Source organism: Paragemmobacter kunshanensis, assembly GCF_011059185.1.
Taxonomy (GTDB): Bacteria; Pseudomonadota; Alphaproteobacteria; order Rhodobacterales; family Rhodobacteraceae; genus Paragemmobacter; species Paragemmobacter kunshanensis.
Window position 1 is genome coordinate 69,461 of the sequence record NZ_JAALFE010000001.1, and the last position, 18,144, is coordinate 87,604.

An 18,144-nucleotide genomic window follows, 5' to 3' on the forward strand; every position below is an offset into this window, starting at 1 on the left:
CGCCCCGATGCAGGCCCTATCACTGTGTCCTGCGCGCCGGAACGAAGGAGTATCGCGATGCTGAAGGGACTCGGTGGCCTTGGCGGCCTTGGCGACATGGCCAAGATGATGAAGGCCGCGCAGGACATGCAGACGAAGATGGCCGAAATGCAGGCCGAGATGGCCAATACCGTGGTGATCGGCGAAGCCGGGGCCGGTCTCGTCAAGGCCCGCGCCACCGCCAAGGGCGAGGTGACCGGGCTGGATATCGACCCTTCGATCCTTGTCCCCTCGGAAAAGGAAGTGGTCGAGGATCTGATCCTCGCCGCGATCAAGGATGCGCAGTCCAAGGGCCAGATGCGCATGGCCGAGGAAATGCGCCGCATGACCGAAGCGCTGGGTCTGCCCGCCGACATGAAGCTGCCCTTCTGACATGGCCGCAGGCGGCGCCCATGGCGGCGACACCCCGCGCGAGATCGAGGCGCTGATCGACCTGATGGCGCGCCTGCCGGGGCTTGGCCCCCGCTCGGCCCGCCGCGCGGTGCTGGTGCTTCTGAAACGGCGCGGGGCGCTGATGGCGCCCCTGGCGCAGGCCATGGCGCAGGTGGCCGTCTCGGCCCGCGATTGCCGGATCTGCGGCAATATCGGCACCTCCGACATCTGCGCGATCTGCGCCGATGACCGCCGCGCCACGGGCGAGATCTGCGTGGTCGAGGATGTGGCCGATCTCTGGGCGCTGGAACGCGCGGGGGTGTTCCGCGGGCGCTATCACGTGCTGGGCGGCACGCTTTCGGCACTCGATGCCGTGGGACCCGAGGAGTTGCGCATCCCCGACCTGATCGAGAGGGTCGCGACGGAAGCTACGCGCGAGGTGATCCTTGCGCTGAATGCCACGGTGGATGGCCAGACCACCGCGCATTACATCGCCGATGCCCTGGCGGCCACGGGGGTTTCCGTCACTTCGCTGGCGCAGGGCGTGCCCATCGGGGGCGAGCTGGACTATCTCGACGATGGCACGCTGGGCGCGGCGCTGCGGGCGCGCAAGTCTTTCTGATGCAAAGGAAAGGGCCGGTGGCATCTCTGCCCCGGCCCATACCGTTTCGTGCCAGCCGCGCCTTAGCGGCGGCGGTTGTCATCCTCATCCTCGTCCTCGTCGTCATCCGACTGCGGCAGGTTGAAGAAGCTTTCGGCATCCGAGAAATCGGCGGGCTTCTCTTCGCGCTCGGTCAGGCTGAACGCTTCCAGCCCGGCGATGGAGGACGGCATCTTCGCCTCGGGCGACATGCCCAGCGACTGTTCGGTGGACACCAGTTTGCGCCGTTCGTCATCCGACATGACGGTCCCCTCGGCGGCCTTCTTGCGCGCGGCCTGCTGCACGGCGGTATCCAGTTCCGACTGGCGGCACAGGCCCAGCGCGACCGGGTCGATGGGGGTGATGTTGTTGATGTTCCAGTGGCTGCGTTCGCGGATCGACTGGATCGTGGGCTTGGTCGTCCCCACCAGCTTGCCGATGGCTCCATCCGACAGTTCCGGGTGGAACTTCACCAGCCACAGGATCGCGGCGGGGCGATCCTGCCGCTTGGACAGCGGGGTATAGCGCGGACCGCGGCGCTTTTCCTCGCCCACGGCGGCAAGGTTGTGCTTCAGCTTCAGCTTGTAAAGCGGGTCCGCCTGACCCTTCTCGATCTCTACCGCCTCAAGCTGGTTGTTGGCGATGGGATCGAAACCCTTCACCCCGGTGGCCACGTCGCCATCGGCAATCCCCTGCACCTCAAGCTCGTGCATGCCGCAGAAATCGGCGATCTGCTTGAAGGACAGGGTGGTGTTGTCCACAAGCCAGACGGCGGTGGCCTTTGCCATGAGCGGTTTGTTCATAGGATTGCTCCTTGCAATATCTCTCTCGGGCCGGGAAATCGGCTGCGACCGGGGCCGCCATTCCACGATTTCGGGGAAGTTCAGGGCGGGATATAGTCGGTTCCTGCGACAGAGGAAAGTAAAAATGCGCGTGATCCATCTGCTGCTGCTGGCCCTTCTTGCCGCGGCCCCCGCCCGGGCCGAAGGCGAAAGGGCCGGGGATTTCGACTATTACGTCATGGCCCTGTCCTGGTCCTCCAGCTGGTGCGCGCTGGAGGGCGATGCGCGCGACGATCCGCAATGCGACACCGGGCGCGGGATCGGTTTCGTGCTGCACGGCCTCTGGCCGCAATACGAAGAGGGCTGGCCCTCCTTCTGCCGCACCCCCGAACGCGATCCGCCCCGCGCCTTGACGGCGGCGCAGGCGGATGTCTTCGGCGGGGCAGGCGCGGCCTTCTATCAGTGGAAGAAGCATGGCCGCTGTTCCGGCCTGTCGGCGGCGGATTTCTATGACACCGCGCGCGCGGCCTTTGGGCGCGTGTCGGTGCCTGCGCCCCTGCAGGGGCTGTCGCGCGATATCCGCGTCGAGGCGGATGTGATCGAGGACGCCTTTCTTGAGGCAAACCCGGATCTTGCACCCGACGGCGTGGTGGTGACCTGCCGGTCCGGCATGGTGCAGGAGGTGCGGATCTGCCTGACGAAGGATCTGGAATTCCGCGATTGCGGCGGGGATGTCGGGCGCGTCTGCCGCGGCGTCGCCGCGATGGAGGCCGTGCGCTGAACCCGCGGACCGCGCCTTCCGAATGCACGGCCGCTTTTCCAGACCCGACATTCCGCAAGGATTTGCAGCCTTGCGGGGAACTGTCCCACGTCACCTGCCCGCGACTGCCCCTTGGCAGCCATCTGCTCATCCAACCTATTCGACCTTGAGGACGATCTTGCCGACATGCCCGGAGCTTTCCATCCGGGCATGGGCGGCGGCGGCCTGTTCAAGCGGGAATTCGCTGTCCATCACCGGGCGGAACTTGCCTGCCGCGATCATCGGCCAGACATGCGCTTCCACCTCGGCCGCGATGCGGGCCTTGGCCAGGTCGCTTTGCGGGCGCAGGGTCGATCCGGTGATCGTCAGGCGGCGCATCATCACCTCGGCAAAGTTCAGCTCCACCTTCGCCCCTTGCAGGAAGGCGATCTGCACCAAGCGCCCCTCGGTCGCCAGCGCCTTCACGTTGCGCGGCAGATAGCTGCCCCCGACCATGTCGAGGATCAGCTGCGCGCCGCCTTCGTCATGCATCATGGCAACGAAATCGCCGCTGCGGTAGTTCAGCGCCTTTTCCGCGCCCAAGGCTTCGCAGGCCGCGCATTTCTCATCCGATCCTGCCGTGGTGAAGACCCGCGCACCCAGCGCCTTGGCGATCTGGATCGCTGTCGTCCCGATGCCCGACGATCCGCCATGGACGAGGAACCGCTCCCCCGCCTTCAGCCCACCGCGCATCACGACATTGGACCAGACGGTGAAGCAGGTCTCGGGCAGGCAGGCGGCCTCTTTCATCGACAGCCCATCGGGGATGGGCAGGGCATGGGCCTCGGGCGTGGTGACATATTCGGCATAGCCGCCGCCGGGCAGCAGGGCGCAGACCTTGTCGCCGATGCTATAGCGGGTGACGCCGGGGCCGGTTTCCACGACGGTGCCGGATGCCTCCAGCCCCGGCAGGGGCGAGGCATTGGCAGGCGGCGCATAGCTGCCCGCGCGTTGCAGGGCGTCGGGGCGGTTCACCCCGGCATAGGCCACCCGGATGACGATCTGCCCATGGCCCGGCACGGGCACCGCACGGGTGCAGGGTTTCAACACATCGGGACCGCCGGGTTCGGTGATCTCGACGGCGCGCATGTGATGCGAAAGTTCCATTCTGCGGTCTTCCTGTCGGCGGGCTTCAGCGGAAGCGGTTCATGATCCGGCCGGGCAGGTCATCGGGGACTGTCGGCGCACGCCATTTCTCCATCACCCGGCCCGGACCCGCAAGCAGCGCCTTGCCCAGGGGATTTTCCCGCAGCTTCGCCTTCAGGCTTTCGATCTGCATCACATCGTCGATGCGCCGATCCAGGAAATCCCAGGTCGCCTGATGGCCCGGGCTGTCATCGCCCAGCCAGTAAAGCACGACCGATCCGTAGACCGCGGAAAGCGTGGCGCGCTTGGAATACCAGTTCAGATCGCGCGACGTATCGCCCAGCGCCAGCCAGATCGCATCCGCCGTGCCCCAGATCAGTTTCGCCCCTTCGGCGGCGTGCTGCGGCAGGGCAAAAAGGGTGGTGCCGCGGCGGACCAGTTCGCGATCCGCGACCAGATCAAGGCGGGTGCGGATGGCAAAGGCCACCCGGTCGCGAAAGCGCATCTGGGAAAGGTCAGCCTTTGCAAGGGTTTCCGCCATCTGGCGGTCGCCGTCCTTGTGAAAGGCCACGGCAAGGTCGATGCCGCCACGGGGAAAAAGCGCGCGGGCCAGACCTTCGGCCACGCCCGAATCGGTAATGGCGGCGCGCAGGGTGGTTTCGGACCAGCCATCGAAGGGAACATGGGACAGCGCGGCATCCAGCACCGCTTCGCGGGCGTTTTCAGGGCTTTGCGGGCTTTCCATGGCAGACTCCTTCGGGGCTTTGGTGGACAGGGGCGATTTCCTTTGTTATAGGGCGCGCGCCTGCACACTGTAGTGCAACTCTAACTTAGGAAGGTGGTGACAACCACATGCAGGTCAGCGTCCGCGACAATAACGTCGAACAGGCACTCCGTGCCCTGAAGAAAAAGCTCCAGCGCGAAGGCGTTTTCCGTGAAATGAAGCTCAAGCAGCATTTCGAGAAACCGTCCGTCAAGAAAGCGCGCGAGCAAGCCGAAGCGGTCCGCCGTGCGCGCAAACTCGCGCGCAAGAAGGCGCAGCGCGAAGGCGCTCTCTGAGGCGTTTGCGACACTGGGGGAGCGATCCCCAACCGATCAACCCCCGTCCGCAAGGCCGGGGGTTTTTCATTGCGCCGGGGATTAACCTTGGGGTTTTCCCGGGAATTTCAGCGGGATGTCCCGATCCGACCGTGCCACAGCCGGTGCAGACGCGCGGTGCAGCAGGGCGTGCATACAAATTCCGGCAGGTTGACCCGGGAAATCATGGTTAACCGTGCGCGATTGCGCGAGTGCGGAACCGATTTCTGACGCAGAAATCGGGGCGAAATCTGACGCAGATTTCGCTTGGCGGCGGTGCGCTACGGAAGGGGCCCGAAATCTGCGTCAGATTTCGGGACGGAATTTGCGTCAAATTCCGTTTTGCGCGGAAGTGGGGGCGTCGGGAATGGCGGGGTGAACCCCGCCCTACACGGCCAGCGCGGTGGTCTGGACCACAGTCCGCAGCGCGAAGGAGGAATGCATCTGCCGCACGCCGGGCAGGCGCGACAGATACTGGCGGTGGATGCGGGCGAAATCCTCGGTATCCTGCGCCATGATCTTGAGCAGGTAATCCGCCTGCCCCGCCATCAGATGACATTCCAGGATGTCGGGGATGCGCGCCACCTCGCGTTCGAAGGCATCGAGCAACTCGTCGGCCTGGCCCTGCAGGGTGATTTCCACATAGACCGTCGTCGGGCGGCCAAGGCGGCGCGGATCGAGCAGGGCCACGTAACGGGCGATGAAGCCCTCTTCCTCTAGCCGCTGGGTGCGGCGGTGGCAGGCCGAGGGCGACAGGTTCACCCGTTCCGACAAATCGGCATTGGTGATGCGGCCTTCCTTCTGCAGGACGGTCAGGATGCGGCGGTCGGTTGCGTCGAGTTCGGACATTCGCGGAAGAAACTTTCACCATCTGGGCCGATTGCGAAGAAATCTACCGCAAGGCCGCCCCCGCGTCATGCAGAAATCAAAGAAACGGCGGGGAAGCTGACGGAAGCTTTTCCCACAGCGGGCCGTATCCGTGCCCGGAACGGGAGGAAGCAACCAGATGAAGATCGGATGTCCGAAAGAGATCAAGCCGCAGGAATTCCGCGTCGGCATGACGCCCAATGCCGCGCGCGAGGCGGTGGCCCATGGGCATGAGGTTCTGGTGGAGACCGGCGCCGGTATCGGCGCGGGCTTTTCGGATGCGGATTACCAGGCCGCAGGCGCGCGGATCGCGGGGACGGCGGAAGAGGTTTTCGACAGTTCCGGGATGATCGTGAAGGTGAAGGAGCCGCAGGCGGTGGAACGTGCCCGCCTGCGCGAGGGGCAGCTTCTGTTCACCTACCTGCATCTGGCCCCGGATCCGGCGCAGACGAAGGATCTGCTGGCATCGGGCGTCACGGCCATCGCCTATGAGACGGTGACGGATGATCGCGGCGGGCTGCCGCTGCTGGCGCCCATGTCCGAGGTGGCGGGGCGGCTTGCGCCGCAGGTCGGGGCATGGACGCTGCAGAAGGCCAATGGCGGGCGCGGCGTGCTGATGGGGGGCGTGCCCGGCGTGCTGCCCGCGAAGGTGCTGGTCATCGGCGGCGGGGTGGTGGGCACCCATGCCGCCAAGATCAGCGCGGGGATGGGGGCGGATGTCACCGTGCTGGACCGTTCGGTGAACCGGCTGCGCTATCTGGATGACGTCTTCGGCGGGCAGTTCAAATGCGGCTATGCCGATGCGGCCACCACGATCGAACTGGCGCGGCAGGCCGACATGATCATCGGCGCGGTCCTGATCCCCGGCGCGGCGGCGCCCAAGCTGATTTCACGCGCGCAGTTGAAAGAACTGAAACCCGGCGCGGCGCTGGTGGATGTGGCGATCGACCAGGGCGGCTGCTTCGAGACCTCCCGCGCGACCACGCATCAGGACCCGATCTATGAGGTGGACGGGATCATGCATTACTGCGTGGCCAACATGCCCGGGGCGGTGGCGCGGACATCGACCCAGGCGCTTGGCAATGCGACGCTGCCCTTCCTGCTGGCCCTGGCCGACAAGGGCTGGAAGCGCGCCTGCGCCGAGGACCGGCATCTTCTGGCCGGGCTGAACACCCATGCCGGCAAGCTGACCTATGCGGCGGTCGGCACGGCGCTGGGCCTGCCCACGATCAGCGCGGCGGAGGCGCTGGCGATCTGACGGCTGTCCGGAAACACAAGGGCCGCAGGGTTCATCCCGCGGCCCTTGCCCGATCCGTGGCGGCTTATTTCTTCAGCGAGTCGCGGATTTCCATCAGGATATCCAGTTCCGTCGGCCCGGCGGGGGCGGCCTCGGCGGCCTCTTTCTTCGCCGTGGCATCCTTGAGCTTGTTCACCGCCTTCACCAGCAGGAACACCACCCAGGCGATGATCAGGAAGTTGATCACGGCGGTGATGAAGGCCCCATAGGCAAAGACCGGCGCCCCCGCATCGCGCGCCGCGGCGAGCGAGACGGGATCCGTTCCCGACAGGTCGATGAACAGGTTCGAAAAGTCTACGCCGCCGGTGATCAGCCCGATGATGGGGTTGATCAGATCCCCCACGAGCGAGTTCACGATGGCCGTGAAGGCCGCACCGATGATGATACCCACCGCAAGGTCGACGACATTCCCCCGCGCGATAAACGTCTTGAATTCATTCAGCATTTCACGGTTCCCACGTTTTTTCCTTGTTACTTTCCGCCATGTGCGAAACAGGCACTGTCCCTTTGCCCCGGCGGCAGGGACAGCCTAAGCGCATTTTCGCGAAATTTTCATCGGAAAAGTGCAAGTCGGGCGCAGCCGGCCCGGGGTGTTGCACGGGAAATCGCCTTCTGGCGGGCGTCAGATCGGGCGCACCATGCTGTGGGCGGCGTTGAAGCGGAAGATCAGCCGAAGCGGACCGATGGCCGAGGTGCGGTCGACGACGAAGCCCTGCCGTTCGTAAAGCGCGCGCGCGCGCCAGTTCGTATCGACGACATCCAGCCGCACCGCGCCGAAGCCGCGCGCGCGGCCTTCGGCCATGAAGGCCTGCAAGAGCGCGCTGCCCACGCCCTGGCCGCGGCAATCGGGGCGGACGCAAAGCCCATCCAGCAGGAAGCGGGCCTGATCGGATTCGCTGCCCAGCAGGCGCAGGACCATGGCCCGCCAGCGCCCGCCAAAGGTGCCGTAGACGGCGCGCAGATCCTCTTCCGTGCCGCCCGCGAAGGTGCCCCTCTCGGTCTTGAAACCGGCAAGGCCCACAAGGCGGCCTTCGCGATCATAGGCTGTCAGGCAATGATCGGCGCGCATCACCCGGGCGAAAAAGACCAGCGCAAGCCGCTCTGGCCCCAGCACGCGGCCCAGCTTTTCGCCGAAGGCCGCCCAGTACAGCACCGCCGCCTCGTCGCGCAGATGATCGGGCAGGCCCCCTTCGATGCGGATCATGCCAGCTCTCCTTCCGCTGCCGCCTGCAGGGGTCCTTCATGCCCTGCGCCCAGAATCCAGCCCTCTTCGGTGCCGATATCATTGATATCCTGCATGATCCGCGCCAGTTCGCCCAGATGCGACAGCCGCCACAGCGCACGGGCCAGCAGCACCACCTGCGCGCGGTCGCGGATGCCCGGGGCGCGGGCCACCAGCGGGGCGAGGAGCGAGGGATAGACCTCGGCCAGAACGGCGCTGCGGCCCGGTTGCGGATCGAAGGGCCAGACCGAGACATCGGGGCGCTGCGACAGGCGGTGGATCATCGGCAGGCCCATCAGCGCCTGCGATCCGACGGAGCCTGTGGTGTAAAGCTTCCAGACGGGCTGGGCGCGGGGAACGCGGGCCTCGACCGCGCGGCGTTCGGCAAGGCCCAACGCGGGGTAATCGGCCAGCTTGCGGGGCGGCAGATGCGGCAGGGCAAGGCCCGCGGGGCGGCCCCAGAAGGGGCCGGGCGCGGGGTGGCCCCTGGCGATGATGGCGTTGATATCATCGGCCACGGCAAAGCGGTTGTTGCGGTTGCCCTCATCGGTGATCCGCCCGGCCAGCCAGCGCCAGACGGCGCGGGGATCGGGCTGGCCCGTCAGGCGGGCGGCAAAGCCCGCGGGATAGGCCATCGGGAAATCGAAGCCGATCAGCAGGCGGCGGCCTTCGGCGGCGGCGCGGTCGATGCTGGCGCGGATATGCGTCTCGGCCTCGGCCCGGCTGCGGAAGTAGAGGGCGCTTTCCCCTGTCGCATCGGCCTGCCCGATCCAGATCGCATCGGCCGAGGGGCGGGCCGGAGACGGGCCATGCGTGGCCGACCAGTCGACCACCATCACCCCGTCAAAGGCTGGCGCGGCAAGGCCGGTTTCGGCAAGGATGAAATCGGCAACAGCGGCGGTGTCGTTCAGATCCAGCACCGGCACGGGCAGCGCCAGCCCCGCCGCATCGCTGGCCACGGCGCGCACCAGCGGATCGCCCGGCTGGATCAGGTCATGCCCCGTCTCGCGGCGCCAGACTTCCACCTTGCGATGCGCGTCACGCTTGTAGCCTTCGACCAGCACCAGATCGACAGGGGCCAGACGCGCCAGCACCTCGGACAGGGCGGGCTCGGGGCCGCGATGTTCCACCATCAGGGCGAAACGGTCCTTGGCGGCCAGAACCACCTCGCGCGCGCCGGCCTGACGGTGGCGGAAGGTGTCCTTGCCGGGCTGATCGAGATCCACCTCGTGATGCACATGCTTCACGGTGGAAACGGAGAAACCCCGGCCCGTGATTTCGGCCACCAGCCGTTCCATCAGGCCGGTCTTGCCCGAATTCTTCCAGCCGATGACGCCGTAAACCTTCATGCCGCGCCCCGGATGCGGGCCTCGGCCGTGGCAAGGTCTTCGGGGGTGTTGAGGTTGGCAAAGGCCCCGTCATCGGGGAAATCGGCACGGGCGGCGTGGAGGCTGTCGGCAAAACTCCGGACGCGGGCCTTTTCGCCGCTGGCGAGAAAGGCCCGCAGCGCGGGGGCGGCCCCGGCGGGCCAGAGGCCGAAGGTCGGATGGTCATTGCCCCCGGATCTGGCAAGTGCGGCCCCCACCCCTTCGCCTGCCAGCAGCAGGCGGGGCACAAGGTCGGGCGGGAAGAAGGGCGCATCGACCGGCACGGAAACAAGATGCGTCGCGCCATGGCGCGCGGCCCAGTCCAGCCCCGCCAGAAGGCCCGAAAGCGGGCCTTGCGAGGCGTCGGTATCGGGCAGGACGGGCAGGCCCAGCCCGGCAAGCCGCGCGGGATCGCCATTGGCGCTGATCGCGAGGCGATCCACCTGCGGCTCCAGCCGTTCCACGGCATGGGCGATCAGGCTGCGCCCGGCGAGCGGCAGCATGGCCTTGTCGGCCCCGCCCATGCGGCGGCCCTGCCCGCCGGCCAGAATCACCCCGAATATCCGCACGCGCGCCCTTTCCCTTCTTCCTGCAATGGCCTAAGCCCTTCGCTGCGCAAGGTAAAGCGCGAGGCGCGATGACATCTGCCCGACATGCCTTTCTGCGCGGCCTGCTGGCCGCCCTGCCGATGACCGTGGTCGTCGGGCCCTTCGCGCTGCTCTTCGGGGTGGTGGCGACAGAGGCCGGGCTGAACGTGATCGAGGCGATGCTGTTTTCCGTTTCGGTCTTTGCCGGCGCGTCGCAATTCGCGGCGCTGCAGACGATGCAGGAAAACGCGCCGGTTCTGGTGGTGCTGGCCACGGCGCTGGCCGTCAATCTGCGGATGGTGATGTATTCGGTGACGCTGGCCCCGCATTTCGGGGAATTGCCGCTGCGGTCACGCGCGCTGATGGCCTATTTCCTTGTCGATCAGAGCTTTGCCACCACCGTGGCCGAGATCGACCGCAATCCCGCGATGACGGCGCAGGAAAAGCGCGCGGTCTTCTTCGGGGCGGTGGTGGCGGTCGCGCCGCTGTGGTTTCTCGCCTCGCTGGCCGGGGCGCTGATCGGGCGGGCGATCCCGCCCGAATATGCGCTGGATTTCGCGCTGCCCATCACCTTTCTGGCCATGGTCGCGCCGATGCTGCGCAGCCTGCCGCATCTGGCGGCGGCGGGGGTGTCGATCCTTCTGTCGCTGGTTCTGGCGGGGCTGCCCTATGGCACGGGCCTGCTGATCGCGGCGGCGGGGGCCATGACGGTGGGCGCGCTGATCGACCGCTGGTTGGAGGTTCGGCGCGCATGATCGACAAGGCCACCTTCTGGATCGTGCTGCCGGTGCTGGCGCTTGGCACCTATGCGATCCGCTTTTCCTTTCTGGGAACCTTGGGCACGCGGCCCCTGCCGGGCTGGCTGACCCGCGCGCTGCGCTATACGGCGGTGGCGGTGCTGCCCGCGCTGGTGGCGCCGGGCGTGCTGTGGCCTGCGGCCACGGGCGGCGAGACGGATCCCGCGCGCCTTGCCGCCGCGCTGGTCACGCTGGCCGTGGGCCTTGCCACGCGCAGCACCATGGCCGCCATCCTTGCCGGGGCGGGCACGCTGTTTGCGCTGTTGGCAACTGTCGGCTGATCCCTGCCGTCAGAGCGGGGATTCGCCCGCCTGGATCAGCAGGACGCCGTGGTTCTTGTCGGCATCCTCATCCCGGATCACGCGGGTGGTGACGCCGGGGATGCGGGCGAAATCTTCCATCAGCTTGTTCGGATACCAGGTGTTGCGGATGCCTTCGAAGCCCGGCACGCCGCGCAGGATGGACGAGATGGAATTGGCGCATTGCGCCTTGGGCACCGCGCCGTATTCCTTGACCCGCCGCGCCACGAGATCGGCCACGCCGGGCGAGACGACAACCGTCTGTTCCACCACGCGGAACGTCTCGCGCGCGTGATAGTCGATGTAGAAATTCACGATGCGCGGGGTGATCCCATAGTGAACGTCGTTGCGTTCCGGGATGCGCGGATGGTTCCAGGTGCCCGCCGGATCGAACATGATCCGTTCGGAATCATTGATCATCAGCCCGCTATGCGCCCCCGCGCCCGAACGGTTGTTGATCACCGTGAACAGCGTGATGGCATTCGGGCCGTCATGCACATAGCGCGCCGCCTGAACCTGTTCATCCGGAGCCCAGACCGAATCCGCGCCACAGGCGGCAAGGTTCAGCAGGGCCAGCAGGGCAAGAACGGCGCGCAGCATGTATCAATCCAATTCGGCGGGTCTGAAATCGGGCAGGAAGGGCAAGGGAGGGGGGCCGCCGGGCGGCCCCGCCGCCTCAGGCGTTCACAAGCGCCATGAAGATCAGGATGGCGAAGATGATGACGACGCCGTATTGCACGAACTTCACGAAGCCCGCGAAGGTTTTCTCCTGCGCGCGGATGTCCATGCTGCCGGGTTTGAAGTCGCTGTGGTGATCGGCCATTTCAGGTTCCCTTTCCTGTTCTTGAAGGCCGAATAGCCGATTCATCGCCGACTGTCACGCCTTCAGGCAGCGTCCCTCAGGCCGAGGCATCGCCGGAATCGCCGCCTGCCCATTGCTGCATCATCTGAAAGCCGATGCGGCGCGGCGGCTCGGCCGGGGTTTCGCGCGGCACGGCGCGCAGGATGACGTTGAGCTGCGTCACATGCTGGATCAGCTGGGTGCGCAGCCCGTCTTCGTCGCGGCCATAGAATGTCACCAGATCGGGATCGAAGAAGCCCACCCCTTCGATCGACAGAACGCCCGCCTGCCCGCCGGTAAAGCCCATCGCCACCTCTTCGCTTGCGTCAAGCTGCGCCTCGAAGTTCTGGATATAGAGGATCAGCCGTTCATAGGCCCATTCGGCGGGGCTTTTCTCCTCGACGCTGCGCCGGGTGGCGGCCTTGGGCAGGGGTGCGCTTTCCAGCGTGCCGCATTGGGCGGGATCGGCATGCACCGCCTTTGCCCGGGGTTCGGCGGCCGCCGTCAGCGCCGCCGCCTCGGCGAATTCCGCCGTGGTGGAGATTTCGTCCTTCTTCATCGCCCTGCCCTGTCATGCCTCCCCGGCGCGCCGCCACAGCCACGCGCCCTGATCCGACAGCGAACGGCAAACCAGCCCCCGCCGCAAGAGGCAGTTGAGATGGGCCACCGATTCGACCAGCGCCATGCCGTATTCCGGCCCGTCGATCTGGCGCTTGAACAGCGGCAGGAAGCAATCGGCGGCGGTCTGCGGCTGGCGCAGGTGATCCAGAAGGCGGGCAAGGGCGGAGTCGTGATTCTCTTCCATCTGGCGCAGGCGCAGGGGCAGGCCGGTAAAGGGCAGCTTGTGGCCCGGCAGGACAAGGTGGCGATCCTCGGCATGGGCGGCTAGGCGGCGGCAACTGTCCAGCCATTCGCTCAGCGGATCGGCGGCGGGTTCCGTGGGATAGACGCCGATATTGGCCGAGATGCCGGGAAGAAGCTGATCCCCGCCCAGCACCAGATCATCCTCCATGCTCCAGAGCGTGGCATGTTCCGGCGCATGGCCATCGCCGCAGCGCACCAGCCAGCGGCGCCCCCCGGCGGAAAGGCTGTCGCCTTCGCGGATGCGGGTAAAGCCGGGCGGCAGCGGGGCCACCACATCGGCAAAGTTGAAGGGCCTTGTGGCGGCGATCCGGGCAAGCCGGTCAGGCGGCACGCCTGCCAGGCGCTGGAAGGCCAGCATCTCGGGCGCGGGCAGGGCTTGCACGTCCAGCACCAGCATCCGGGCATAAAGCCAGCTTGTCCGCGTGGTGACGAGTTCGGCCCCCTGCGTCTGGAACCAGCCGGCAAGGCCGATGTGATCGGGGTGGTAATGGGTGACGATGACGCGCCGCACCGGGCGGCCCCGCAGCGGGCCATCCAGCAGGCGCTGCCAGATCGCGCGCCCCCGGTTCGAGGCAAAGCCCGTATCGACCACCGTCCAGCCATCGCCATCGTCCAGCGCATAGACATTGACATGATCCAGCGCCATCGGCAGCGGCAGGCGCAGCCAGAGAACGCCTTCGGCGATCTCGACCGCGCCGCCTTCCTCGGGTGGGGTGGGAAAGGGGTGATGCAGGCCCGGAAGGGGGGTATCCGGCGCGGTGTCGGCGGGGTCCGGGGCCATGTGCCGGGCCTTGGCCGTCACGCCGCCAGATCCCCGGGCGACAGCGCATAAAGCCCTGCCGCGCCTTCGCGCATTTCCACCAGAAGCCCGGCCTGTTCCGGCAGCAGGCGGCGGATCGCGACCCGCGCCAGCGCCGCCCGCGCGGGGGCCTGTGCCAGGCCCGCCCCGGCCGCGGCATGGGCCGCGCGCAGATGCGCATCGGCCCCAAGGACCAGCGCAAAGGCGCGCAGATAGGCCGCGGCCCCGGCAAAGCGATCGTTCATCTCCTGACGCAGCAACACCTCTGTCGCTTCGCGCAGGGATTCGGCGGCCTGCCAGACATCGCCCGCCAGATCGGGCAGGCCCGCCCGGGCGGTTTCGGCCCCGGCCTGCACCTCGTCGATCAGGGCAAAGGCGGCGCTGCCGCCATCGGCCATCTTGCGCGCGACCAGATCCATCGCCTGAATGCCGTTGGTGCCTTCATAGATCGTCGTCACCCGCACATCGCGGGCGAATTGCGCGGCCCCCGTCTCTTCGACAAAGCCCATGCCGCCATGCACCTGCAGGCCCATCTGCGCCACCTCGACGCCGGTATCGGTGCCATAGGCCTTGGCGATGGGGGTCAGAAAGGCGGCGCGGGCCTGCCATTCGGGCGATCCGGTGGCATGGGCCATGTCGATGGCCACGGCGCAGGACAGCGCGATGGCGCGGGCCGAAAAGACCTGCGCCCGCATCCGCGCCAGCATCCGGCGCACATCGGCATGATCGGTGATCGGCCCGCGCCCCGTGGGGGTGCGACCCTGCACCCGGCCTTCGGCATGGGAAAGCGCCTGCTGCAGCGCGGCCTCGGCGATGCCCACGCCCTGCACCGCCACGCCCAGCCGGGCGTTGTTCATCATGGTGAACATCGCCGCCATGCCGCGATGCGGCTCTCCCACCAGCCAGCCCTGCGCGCCGTCATATTGCATCACGCAGGTCGGGCTGCCATGCAGGCCCAGCTTGTGTTCCAGGCTGACCACCGACAGGCTGTTGCGCGGCCCCGGATTGCCCGCCGCATCGGGGATGAATTTCGGCACGAGGAACAGGCTGATCCCCGCCGTTCCCGGCGCGGCATCGGGCAGGCGGGCCAGCACCAGATGGCAGATGTTCGGCATGAAATCCGCATCCCCCCAGCTGATATAGATCTTCTGCCCCGTCACCGAATAGCTGCCATCGCCGCGCGGTTCGGCCCGGCTGCGCAGCGCGCCGACATCGGATCCGGCCTGCGGTTCGGTCAGGTTCATCGTGCCGCCCCATTCCCCCGACACAAGGCGCGGCAGATAGGTCGCGCGGATCGCCTCCGGGGCGTGGTGTTCCAGCGCCTCGATCTGGCCCTGGGTCAGCAGGGGGTTGATCTGCAGCGCAAGGCAGGCGCCCGACATCATCTCGTTCACGGCGGTGGCCAGCGTCATGGGCAGGCCCATGCCGCCGTTTTCCGGCCGGGCGGCCATGCCGACCCAGCCGCCTTCGGCAATGGCGCGATAGCCTTCGGCAAAGCCGGGCGGGGTGCGGACGATGCCGTTTTCCAGCCGCGCGCCCTGCCTGTCGCCCGCGCGGTTCAGGGGGGCCAGCGTCTGTTCGGCCAGACGCCCGGCCTCGGCCAGGATGGCGCGGGCGGTATCGGGGCCTGCCTCGGCGAAGCGGTCGGTCGCGGTGACGCGGTCAAAGCCCAGAACATGCGCCAGCAGGAATTCAAGATCGGCGAGGGGCGCGCGATAGGGCATCGGTCTTTCCTTCCACTGTCCCCCTGCACCGCCAGAGCCTTGGCAAGACGCGGCATGGCGGGTAAGGGCACCTGATGGGAAAAGGTTTACAGCCCTGCCCCGACACCTCAAGCCCAACGCTGCGTCACAGGCCATGATTGCCACCGAAGATCTGCAGGACAGCGAAACCGGCCTTCGCCGCGCGGCGGAAATCCTGCGCGCGGGCGGGCTTGTCGCCTTTCCGACGGAAACCGTCTATGGCCTTGGCGGCGATGCGCGCGACGACCGCGCCGTGGCCCGCATCTTCGCGGCGAAGGGAAGGCCGCGCTTCAACCCCTTGATCGTGCATCTGCCCGATGTGGAAAGCGCGCGGGAACTGGCCGTCTTCGATGACCGGGCCGAGGCGCTGGCGCGGGCCTTCTGGCCGGGGCCGCTGACGCTGGTGCTGCCGATCCGGCCGGGATCGGGGCTGTCGCCGCTGGTCACGGCGGGGCTGGACAGCGTGGCGCTGCGCCTGCCCGCGCATCCGCTGGCGCGGGCCTTGCTGCGCGCCTTCGGCGGGCCGCTGGCCGCGCCTTCGGCCAATCCTTCGGGCAAGGTGTCACCCACGCGGGGGGAACATGTGCGGGCCGGGCTGGCGGGGCGGATCGAGGCGATCCTCGATGGCGGGCCCTGCGCGGTGGGGGTGGAATCCACCATTCTGGGGCTGCTGGGCCAGCCGGAACTGCTGCGCCCCGGCGGGCTGGCGGTCGAGGTGCTGGAAGAGGTTCTGGGAGAGAGGCTGGCCACGGGCGGATCGGCGGAACGTCCCAACGCGCCGGGGCAACTGGCCAGCCATTACGCGCCCGGGGCGGCGGTGCGGCTGGAGGCCGTGGCGCCACAGCCGGGCGAGGTCTGGGTGGGCTTCGGCCCCTGCCCGGGGGCGGATCTGTCGCTGTCCGAGCGGGGCGATCCGGTCGAGGCGGCGGCGCGGCTGTTCCATATCCTGCGCGAGGCGGATGACAGGGCCGGCCCCGAGGGCCGCATCGCCTTTGCCCCGGTGCCGGAAGCGGGCCTTGGCCGCGCGATCAACGATCGCCTGCGCCGCGCGGCGGCGCCGCGCGGGTAAGACCCTTCTGCACAGGTTTCCGACAGGCGACGCTGTCAGTCGAAGACGCCCGTCACCCGGCCGAACAGCATGAAGGCCCGCGCCGTGCGCGTATCGGCCAGTTCCGCCAGATCGGCGTCAGAGGCGACCTTCTCGAATTCCTGGAAGGTGCGGTCGAAGGTGCGCAGGAAGTGATGCGCCGCATCGCGGAAGATCGGATCCTCGCGCATGCGGGCGCCGGTCAGCGCCAGCGAAGACCGGTCACGGATCCCCCCCAGCACGGAAATCGCCCGGCCCCGTTCCCCTTGGGCGAACTTGCGCCAGAATTCCGGCCGCGCCCGTTCGGGGCGCAGGTCATCCATGTAGATGCCTTCCTGCGACAGAAGCGTCAGCACATCCTGCGCCGCACGGATCAGCTTGGCGGTGGTGCGATCCTCCAGCGCCATGCGCAGTGCGCGAAAGCCTTCGCGATCATCGGGGTTTTCGGGAAAGTTCAGCGCGCGGATGAAATCGGCGACGGAAATCGGCGGGCGCAGCGCCTCGGCCGGGGTGCCAAGCGCCAGCGCGGGCTGTTCGTCGGGGGCGACGGGGCGGGGCGGCGGCGGGGCGACAAGCGCCGCCTTGCGATCGGCCGAGGGCTGGCTGGCACCCGGATCACGGCGCGTCTGGAAGGTGGCGGGCAGGCCCGGCGGGCTGTCTTCGGGGCGGGGATCGGGCAGCGGCTTGATCGCGGCGGCGGTCTGCTGCGACATCAGATAGGCGTTGCGCATCGCATCCACCGTCGCCTGCAGGCGCGCGGCCTCGGCCCGCAGCACGCGGACGGAACGCAGCGTCGTCACCGCCGCCCAGATCAGCGCCAGCGGCAGGAAGACCACCAGCAGCGTCATCACCAGCCCCAGAAGCCCGCCGCCATCCGTGGCGGGCGAGATGATGGCATAGGCGATCACTGCCACCACCCAGACCAGCGCCAGCAGCGCGGCGACCATCTCGGTCGGGCCGAAGGGCGGCGCCTCTTCGGCCCTGAGGAACAGGCCCAAGGGTTCCGGCTTGTCTGGCTCTTCCGGCATTCCGTTCCCCGAAATTCCCCGCTCTGGCGATCAGATGTAGCGGATTGTCAGGATCTCATAGCTTTTCTGGCCGCCGGGGGTTTTCACCTCGACGCTGTCGCCTTCGTCCTTGCCGATCAGGGCGCGGGCCAGGGGCGAGCGCATGTTCAGCAGGCCGCGTTCGATATCGGCCTCGGCCTCGCCCACGATCTGATAGGTCTTCTCCTCATCCGTGTCCTCGTCGACGACGGTCACCGTCGCGCCGAACTTCACCGCGCCGGAAAGCTTGGCCGGGTCGATGACCTCGGCCAGCGAGAGCATCGCCTCAAGCTCCTTGATGCGGCCCTCGATGAAGGACTGCTTTTCGCGCGCGGCGTGGTATTCGGCGTTTTCCGACAGGTCGCCATGTTCGCGGGCTTCGGCAATCGCGCGGATCACGGCGGGGCGTTCGACGGATTTCAGCGTCTTCAGCTCTTCATCCAGCGCGGTGAAGCCCGCGCGCGTCATCGGTATCTTTTCCATCGGCCCCAACATGACAAAAGGAATGCCACGGCCCTTTTCCAAGGCTGTGGC

General features: G+C 67.5%; 23 protein-coding genes. 8 read left to right on the plus strand and 15 right to left on the minus strand.

The annotated features are described in order from the left end of the window. The first annotated feature begins 57 nt into the window (after window positions 1-57). Window positions 58-411, plus strand: coding sequence for a YbaB/EbfC family nucleoid-associated protein (locus tag G5V65_RS00410; RefSeq protein WP_165046449.1), 354 nt, complete (start codon window positions 58-60; stop codon window positions 409-411). 1 nt (window position 412) lies between these two features. After that, entirely contained in the window at window positions 413-1,033 is a 621-nt protein-coding gene (recR, locus tag G5V65_RS00415) for a recombination mediator RecR (protein WP_165046450.1), read from the plus strand. Window positions 1,034-1,095: 62 nt separating this feature from the next. Here recR and G5V65_RS00420 read toward each other — a convergent pair whose 3' ends face one another. Further along, entirely contained in the window at window positions 1,096-1,854 is a 759-nt protein-coding gene (locus G5V65_RS00420) for a DUF1013 domain-containing protein (protein ID WP_165046451.1), read from the minus strand. 124 nt (window positions 1,855-1,978) lie between these two features. Between G5V65_RS00420 and G5V65_RS00425 the strand changes: the two genes are divergently transcribed. Continuing rightward, a complete protein-coding gene (locus G5V65_RS00425) occupies window positions 1,979-2,614 on the plus strand; it encodes a ribonuclease T2 family protein (RefSeq protein WP_165046452.1) in 636 nt (211 codons plus the stop codon). Window positions 2,615-2,749: 135 nt separating this feature from the next. On the opposite strand, the gene G5V65_RS00430 is transcribed toward G5V65_RS00425, so the two are convergent. Both G5V65_RS00430 and G5V65_RS00435 read right to left on the minus strand, forming a co-directional pair. Further along, window positions 2,750-3,739, minus strand: a complete 990-nt coding sequence (locus G5V65_RS00430) for an NAD(P)H-quinone oxidoreductase (protein ID WP_165046453.1) — start codon at window positions 3,737-3,739, stop codon at window positions 2,750-2,752. Window positions 3,740-3,764: 25 nt separating this feature from the next. Further along, window positions 3,765-4,463, minus strand: coding sequence for a COQ9 family protein (locus G5V65_RS00435; RefSeq protein ID WP_165046454.1), 699 nt, complete (start codon window positions 4,461-4,463; stop codon window positions 3,765-3,767). Between the two features lie 107 nt (window positions 4,464-4,570). On the opposite strand from G5V65_RS00435, the gene rpsU reads away from it, so the two are divergent. Continuing rightward, window positions 4,571-4,777: a 30S ribosomal protein S21 gene (rpsU, locus tag G5V65_RS00440; RefSeq protein ID WP_023666753.1), complete on the plus strand. Its 207-nt coding sequence runs from the start codon at window positions 4,571-4,573 to the stop codon at window positions 4,775-4,777. Between the two features lie 405 nt (window positions 4,778-5,182). Here rpsU and G5V65_RS00445 read toward each other — a convergent pair whose 3' ends face one another. Then, complete coding sequence (locus G5V65_RS00445; RefSeq protein WP_165046455.1) at window positions 5,183-5,644, minus strand: Lrp/AsnC family transcriptional regulator; 462 nt, start codon at window positions 5,642-5,644, stop codon at window positions 5,183-5,185. 157 nt (window positions 5,645-5,801) lie between these two features. On the opposite strand from G5V65_RS00445, the gene ald reads away from it, so the two are divergent. After that, window positions 5,802-6,920 carry an alanine dehydrogenase gene (gene ald / locus G5V65_RS00450; protein WP_165046456.1) on the plus strand — a complete coding sequence of 373 codons (1,119 nt, stop codon included), beginning with the start codon at window positions 5,802-5,804 and terminating at the stop codon, window positions 6,918-6,920. Between the two features lie 64 nt (window positions 6,921-6,984). On the opposite strand, the gene mscL is transcribed toward ald, so the two are convergent. From mscL to mobA, 4 genes are all read right to left on the minus strand, one after another. Next, window positions 6,985-7,404, minus strand: coding sequence for a large conductance mechanosensitive channel protein MscL (gene mscL / locus G5V65_RS00455; protein WP_165046457.1), 420 nt, complete (start codon window positions 7,402-7,404; stop codon window positions 6,985-6,987). 177 nt (window positions 7,405-7,581) lie between these two features. Then, window positions 7,582-8,163: a GNAT family N-acetyltransferase gene (locus tag G5V65_RS00460; protein ID WP_165046458.1), complete on the minus strand. Its 582-nt coding sequence runs from the start codon at window positions 8,161-8,163 to the stop codon at window positions 7,582-7,584. Then, the gene (gene mobB / locus G5V65_RS00465; protein WP_165046459.1) at window positions 8,160-9,530 is read right to left on the minus strand and encodes a molybdopterin-guanine dinucleotide biosynthesis protein B; all 1,371 of its coding nucleotides are present in this window, start codon (window positions 9,528-9,530) and stop codon (window positions 8,160-8,162) included. The genes G5V65_RS00460 and mobB overlap by 4 nt, the downstream gene beginning before the upstream one ends. Beyond that, window positions 9,527-10,117, minus strand: a complete 591-nt coding sequence (gene mobA, locus G5V65_RS00470; protein ID WP_165046460.1) for a molybdenum cofactor guanylyltransferase MobA — start codon at window positions 10,115-10,117, stop codon at window positions 9,527-9,529. The genes mobB and mobA overlap by 4 nt, the downstream gene beginning before the upstream one ends. A 68-nt stretch (window positions 10,118-10,185) precedes the next feature. Here mobA and G5V65_RS00475 point away from each other — a divergent pair, with 68 nt between their 5' ends. Then, a complete protein-coding gene (locus tag G5V65_RS00475; protein WP_165046461.1) occupies window positions 10,186-10,890 on the plus strand; it encodes an AzlC family ABC transporter permease in 705 nt (234 codons plus the stop codon). Then, a complete protein-coding gene (locus G5V65_RS00480) occupies window positions 10,887-11,213 on the plus strand; it encodes an AzlD domain-containing protein (protein WP_165046462.1) in 327 nt (108 codons plus the stop codon). Before G5V65_RS00475 ends, G5V65_RS00480 begins: the two co-directional genes overlap by 4 nt. 9 nt (window positions 11,214-11,222) lie before the next feature. Here the strand turns inward: G5V65_RS00480 and G5V65_RS00485 are convergent, their stop codons facing one another. The 5 genes from G5V65_RS00485 to G5V65_RS00505 all read right to left on the minus strand — a co-directional run bounded on the left by G5V65_RS00485 (window position 11,223) and on the right by G5V65_RS00505 (window position 15,459). Next, window positions 11,223-11,828: a hypothetical protein gene (locus G5V65_RS00485; protein ID WP_165046808.1), complete on the minus strand. Its 606-nt coding sequence runs from the start codon at window positions 11,826-11,828 to the stop codon at window positions 11,223-11,225. Window positions 11,829-11,907: 79 nt separating this feature from the next. Next, the gene (locus G5V65_RS00490) at window positions 11,908-12,054 is read right to left on the minus strand and encodes an aa3-type cytochrome c oxidase subunit IV (RefSeq protein ID WP_165046463.1); all 147 of its coding nucleotides are present in this window, start codon (window positions 12,052-12,054) and stop codon (window positions 11,908-11,910) included. Window positions 12,055-12,130: 76 nt separating this feature from the next. Beyond that, window positions 12,131-12,631: a DUF6173 family protein gene (locus G5V65_RS00495; RefSeq protein WP_165046464.1), complete on the minus strand. Its 501-nt coding sequence runs from the start codon at window positions 12,629-12,631 to the stop codon at window positions 12,131-12,133. Window positions 12,632-12,643: 12 nt separating this feature from the next. Next, entirely contained in the window at window positions 12,644-13,717 is a 1,074-nt protein-coding gene (locus tag G5V65_RS00500) for an MBL fold metallo-hydrolase (RefSeq protein ID WP_165046465.1), read from the minus strand. 17 nt (window positions 13,718-13,734) lie between these two features. Further along, window positions 13,735-15,459: an acyl-CoA dehydrogenase family protein gene (locus G5V65_RS00505; RefSeq protein WP_165046466.1), complete on the minus strand. Its 1,725-nt coding sequence runs from the start codon at window positions 15,457-15,459 to the stop codon at window positions 13,735-13,737. 133 nt (window positions 15,460-15,592) lie between these two features. On the opposite strand from G5V65_RS00505, the gene G5V65_RS00510 reads away from it, so the two are divergent. Next, window positions 15,593-16,546, plus strand: a complete 954-nt coding sequence (locus G5V65_RS00510) for an L-threonylcarbamoyladenylate synthase (protein WP_165046467.1) — start codon at window positions 15,593-15,595, stop codon at window positions 16,544-16,546. A 35-nt stretch (window positions 16,547-16,581) separates the two neighbouring features. On the opposite strand, the gene G5V65_RS00515 is transcribed toward G5V65_RS00510, so the two are convergent. Continuing rightward, window positions 16,582-17,592 (minus strand): hypothetical protein, encoded by a 1,011-nt coding sequence (locus G5V65_RS00515; protein WP_165046468.1) that lies wholly within the window; start codon window positions 17,590-17,592, stop codon window positions 16,582-16,584. Between the two features lie 30 nt (window positions 17,593-17,622). Beyond that, complete coding sequence (gene greA, locus G5V65_RS00520) at window positions 17,623-18,093, minus strand: transcription elongation factor GreA (protein WP_165046469.1); 471 nt, start codon at window positions 18,091-18,093, stop codon at window positions 17,623-17,625. Window positions 18,094-18,144: the final 51 nt, after the last annotated feature.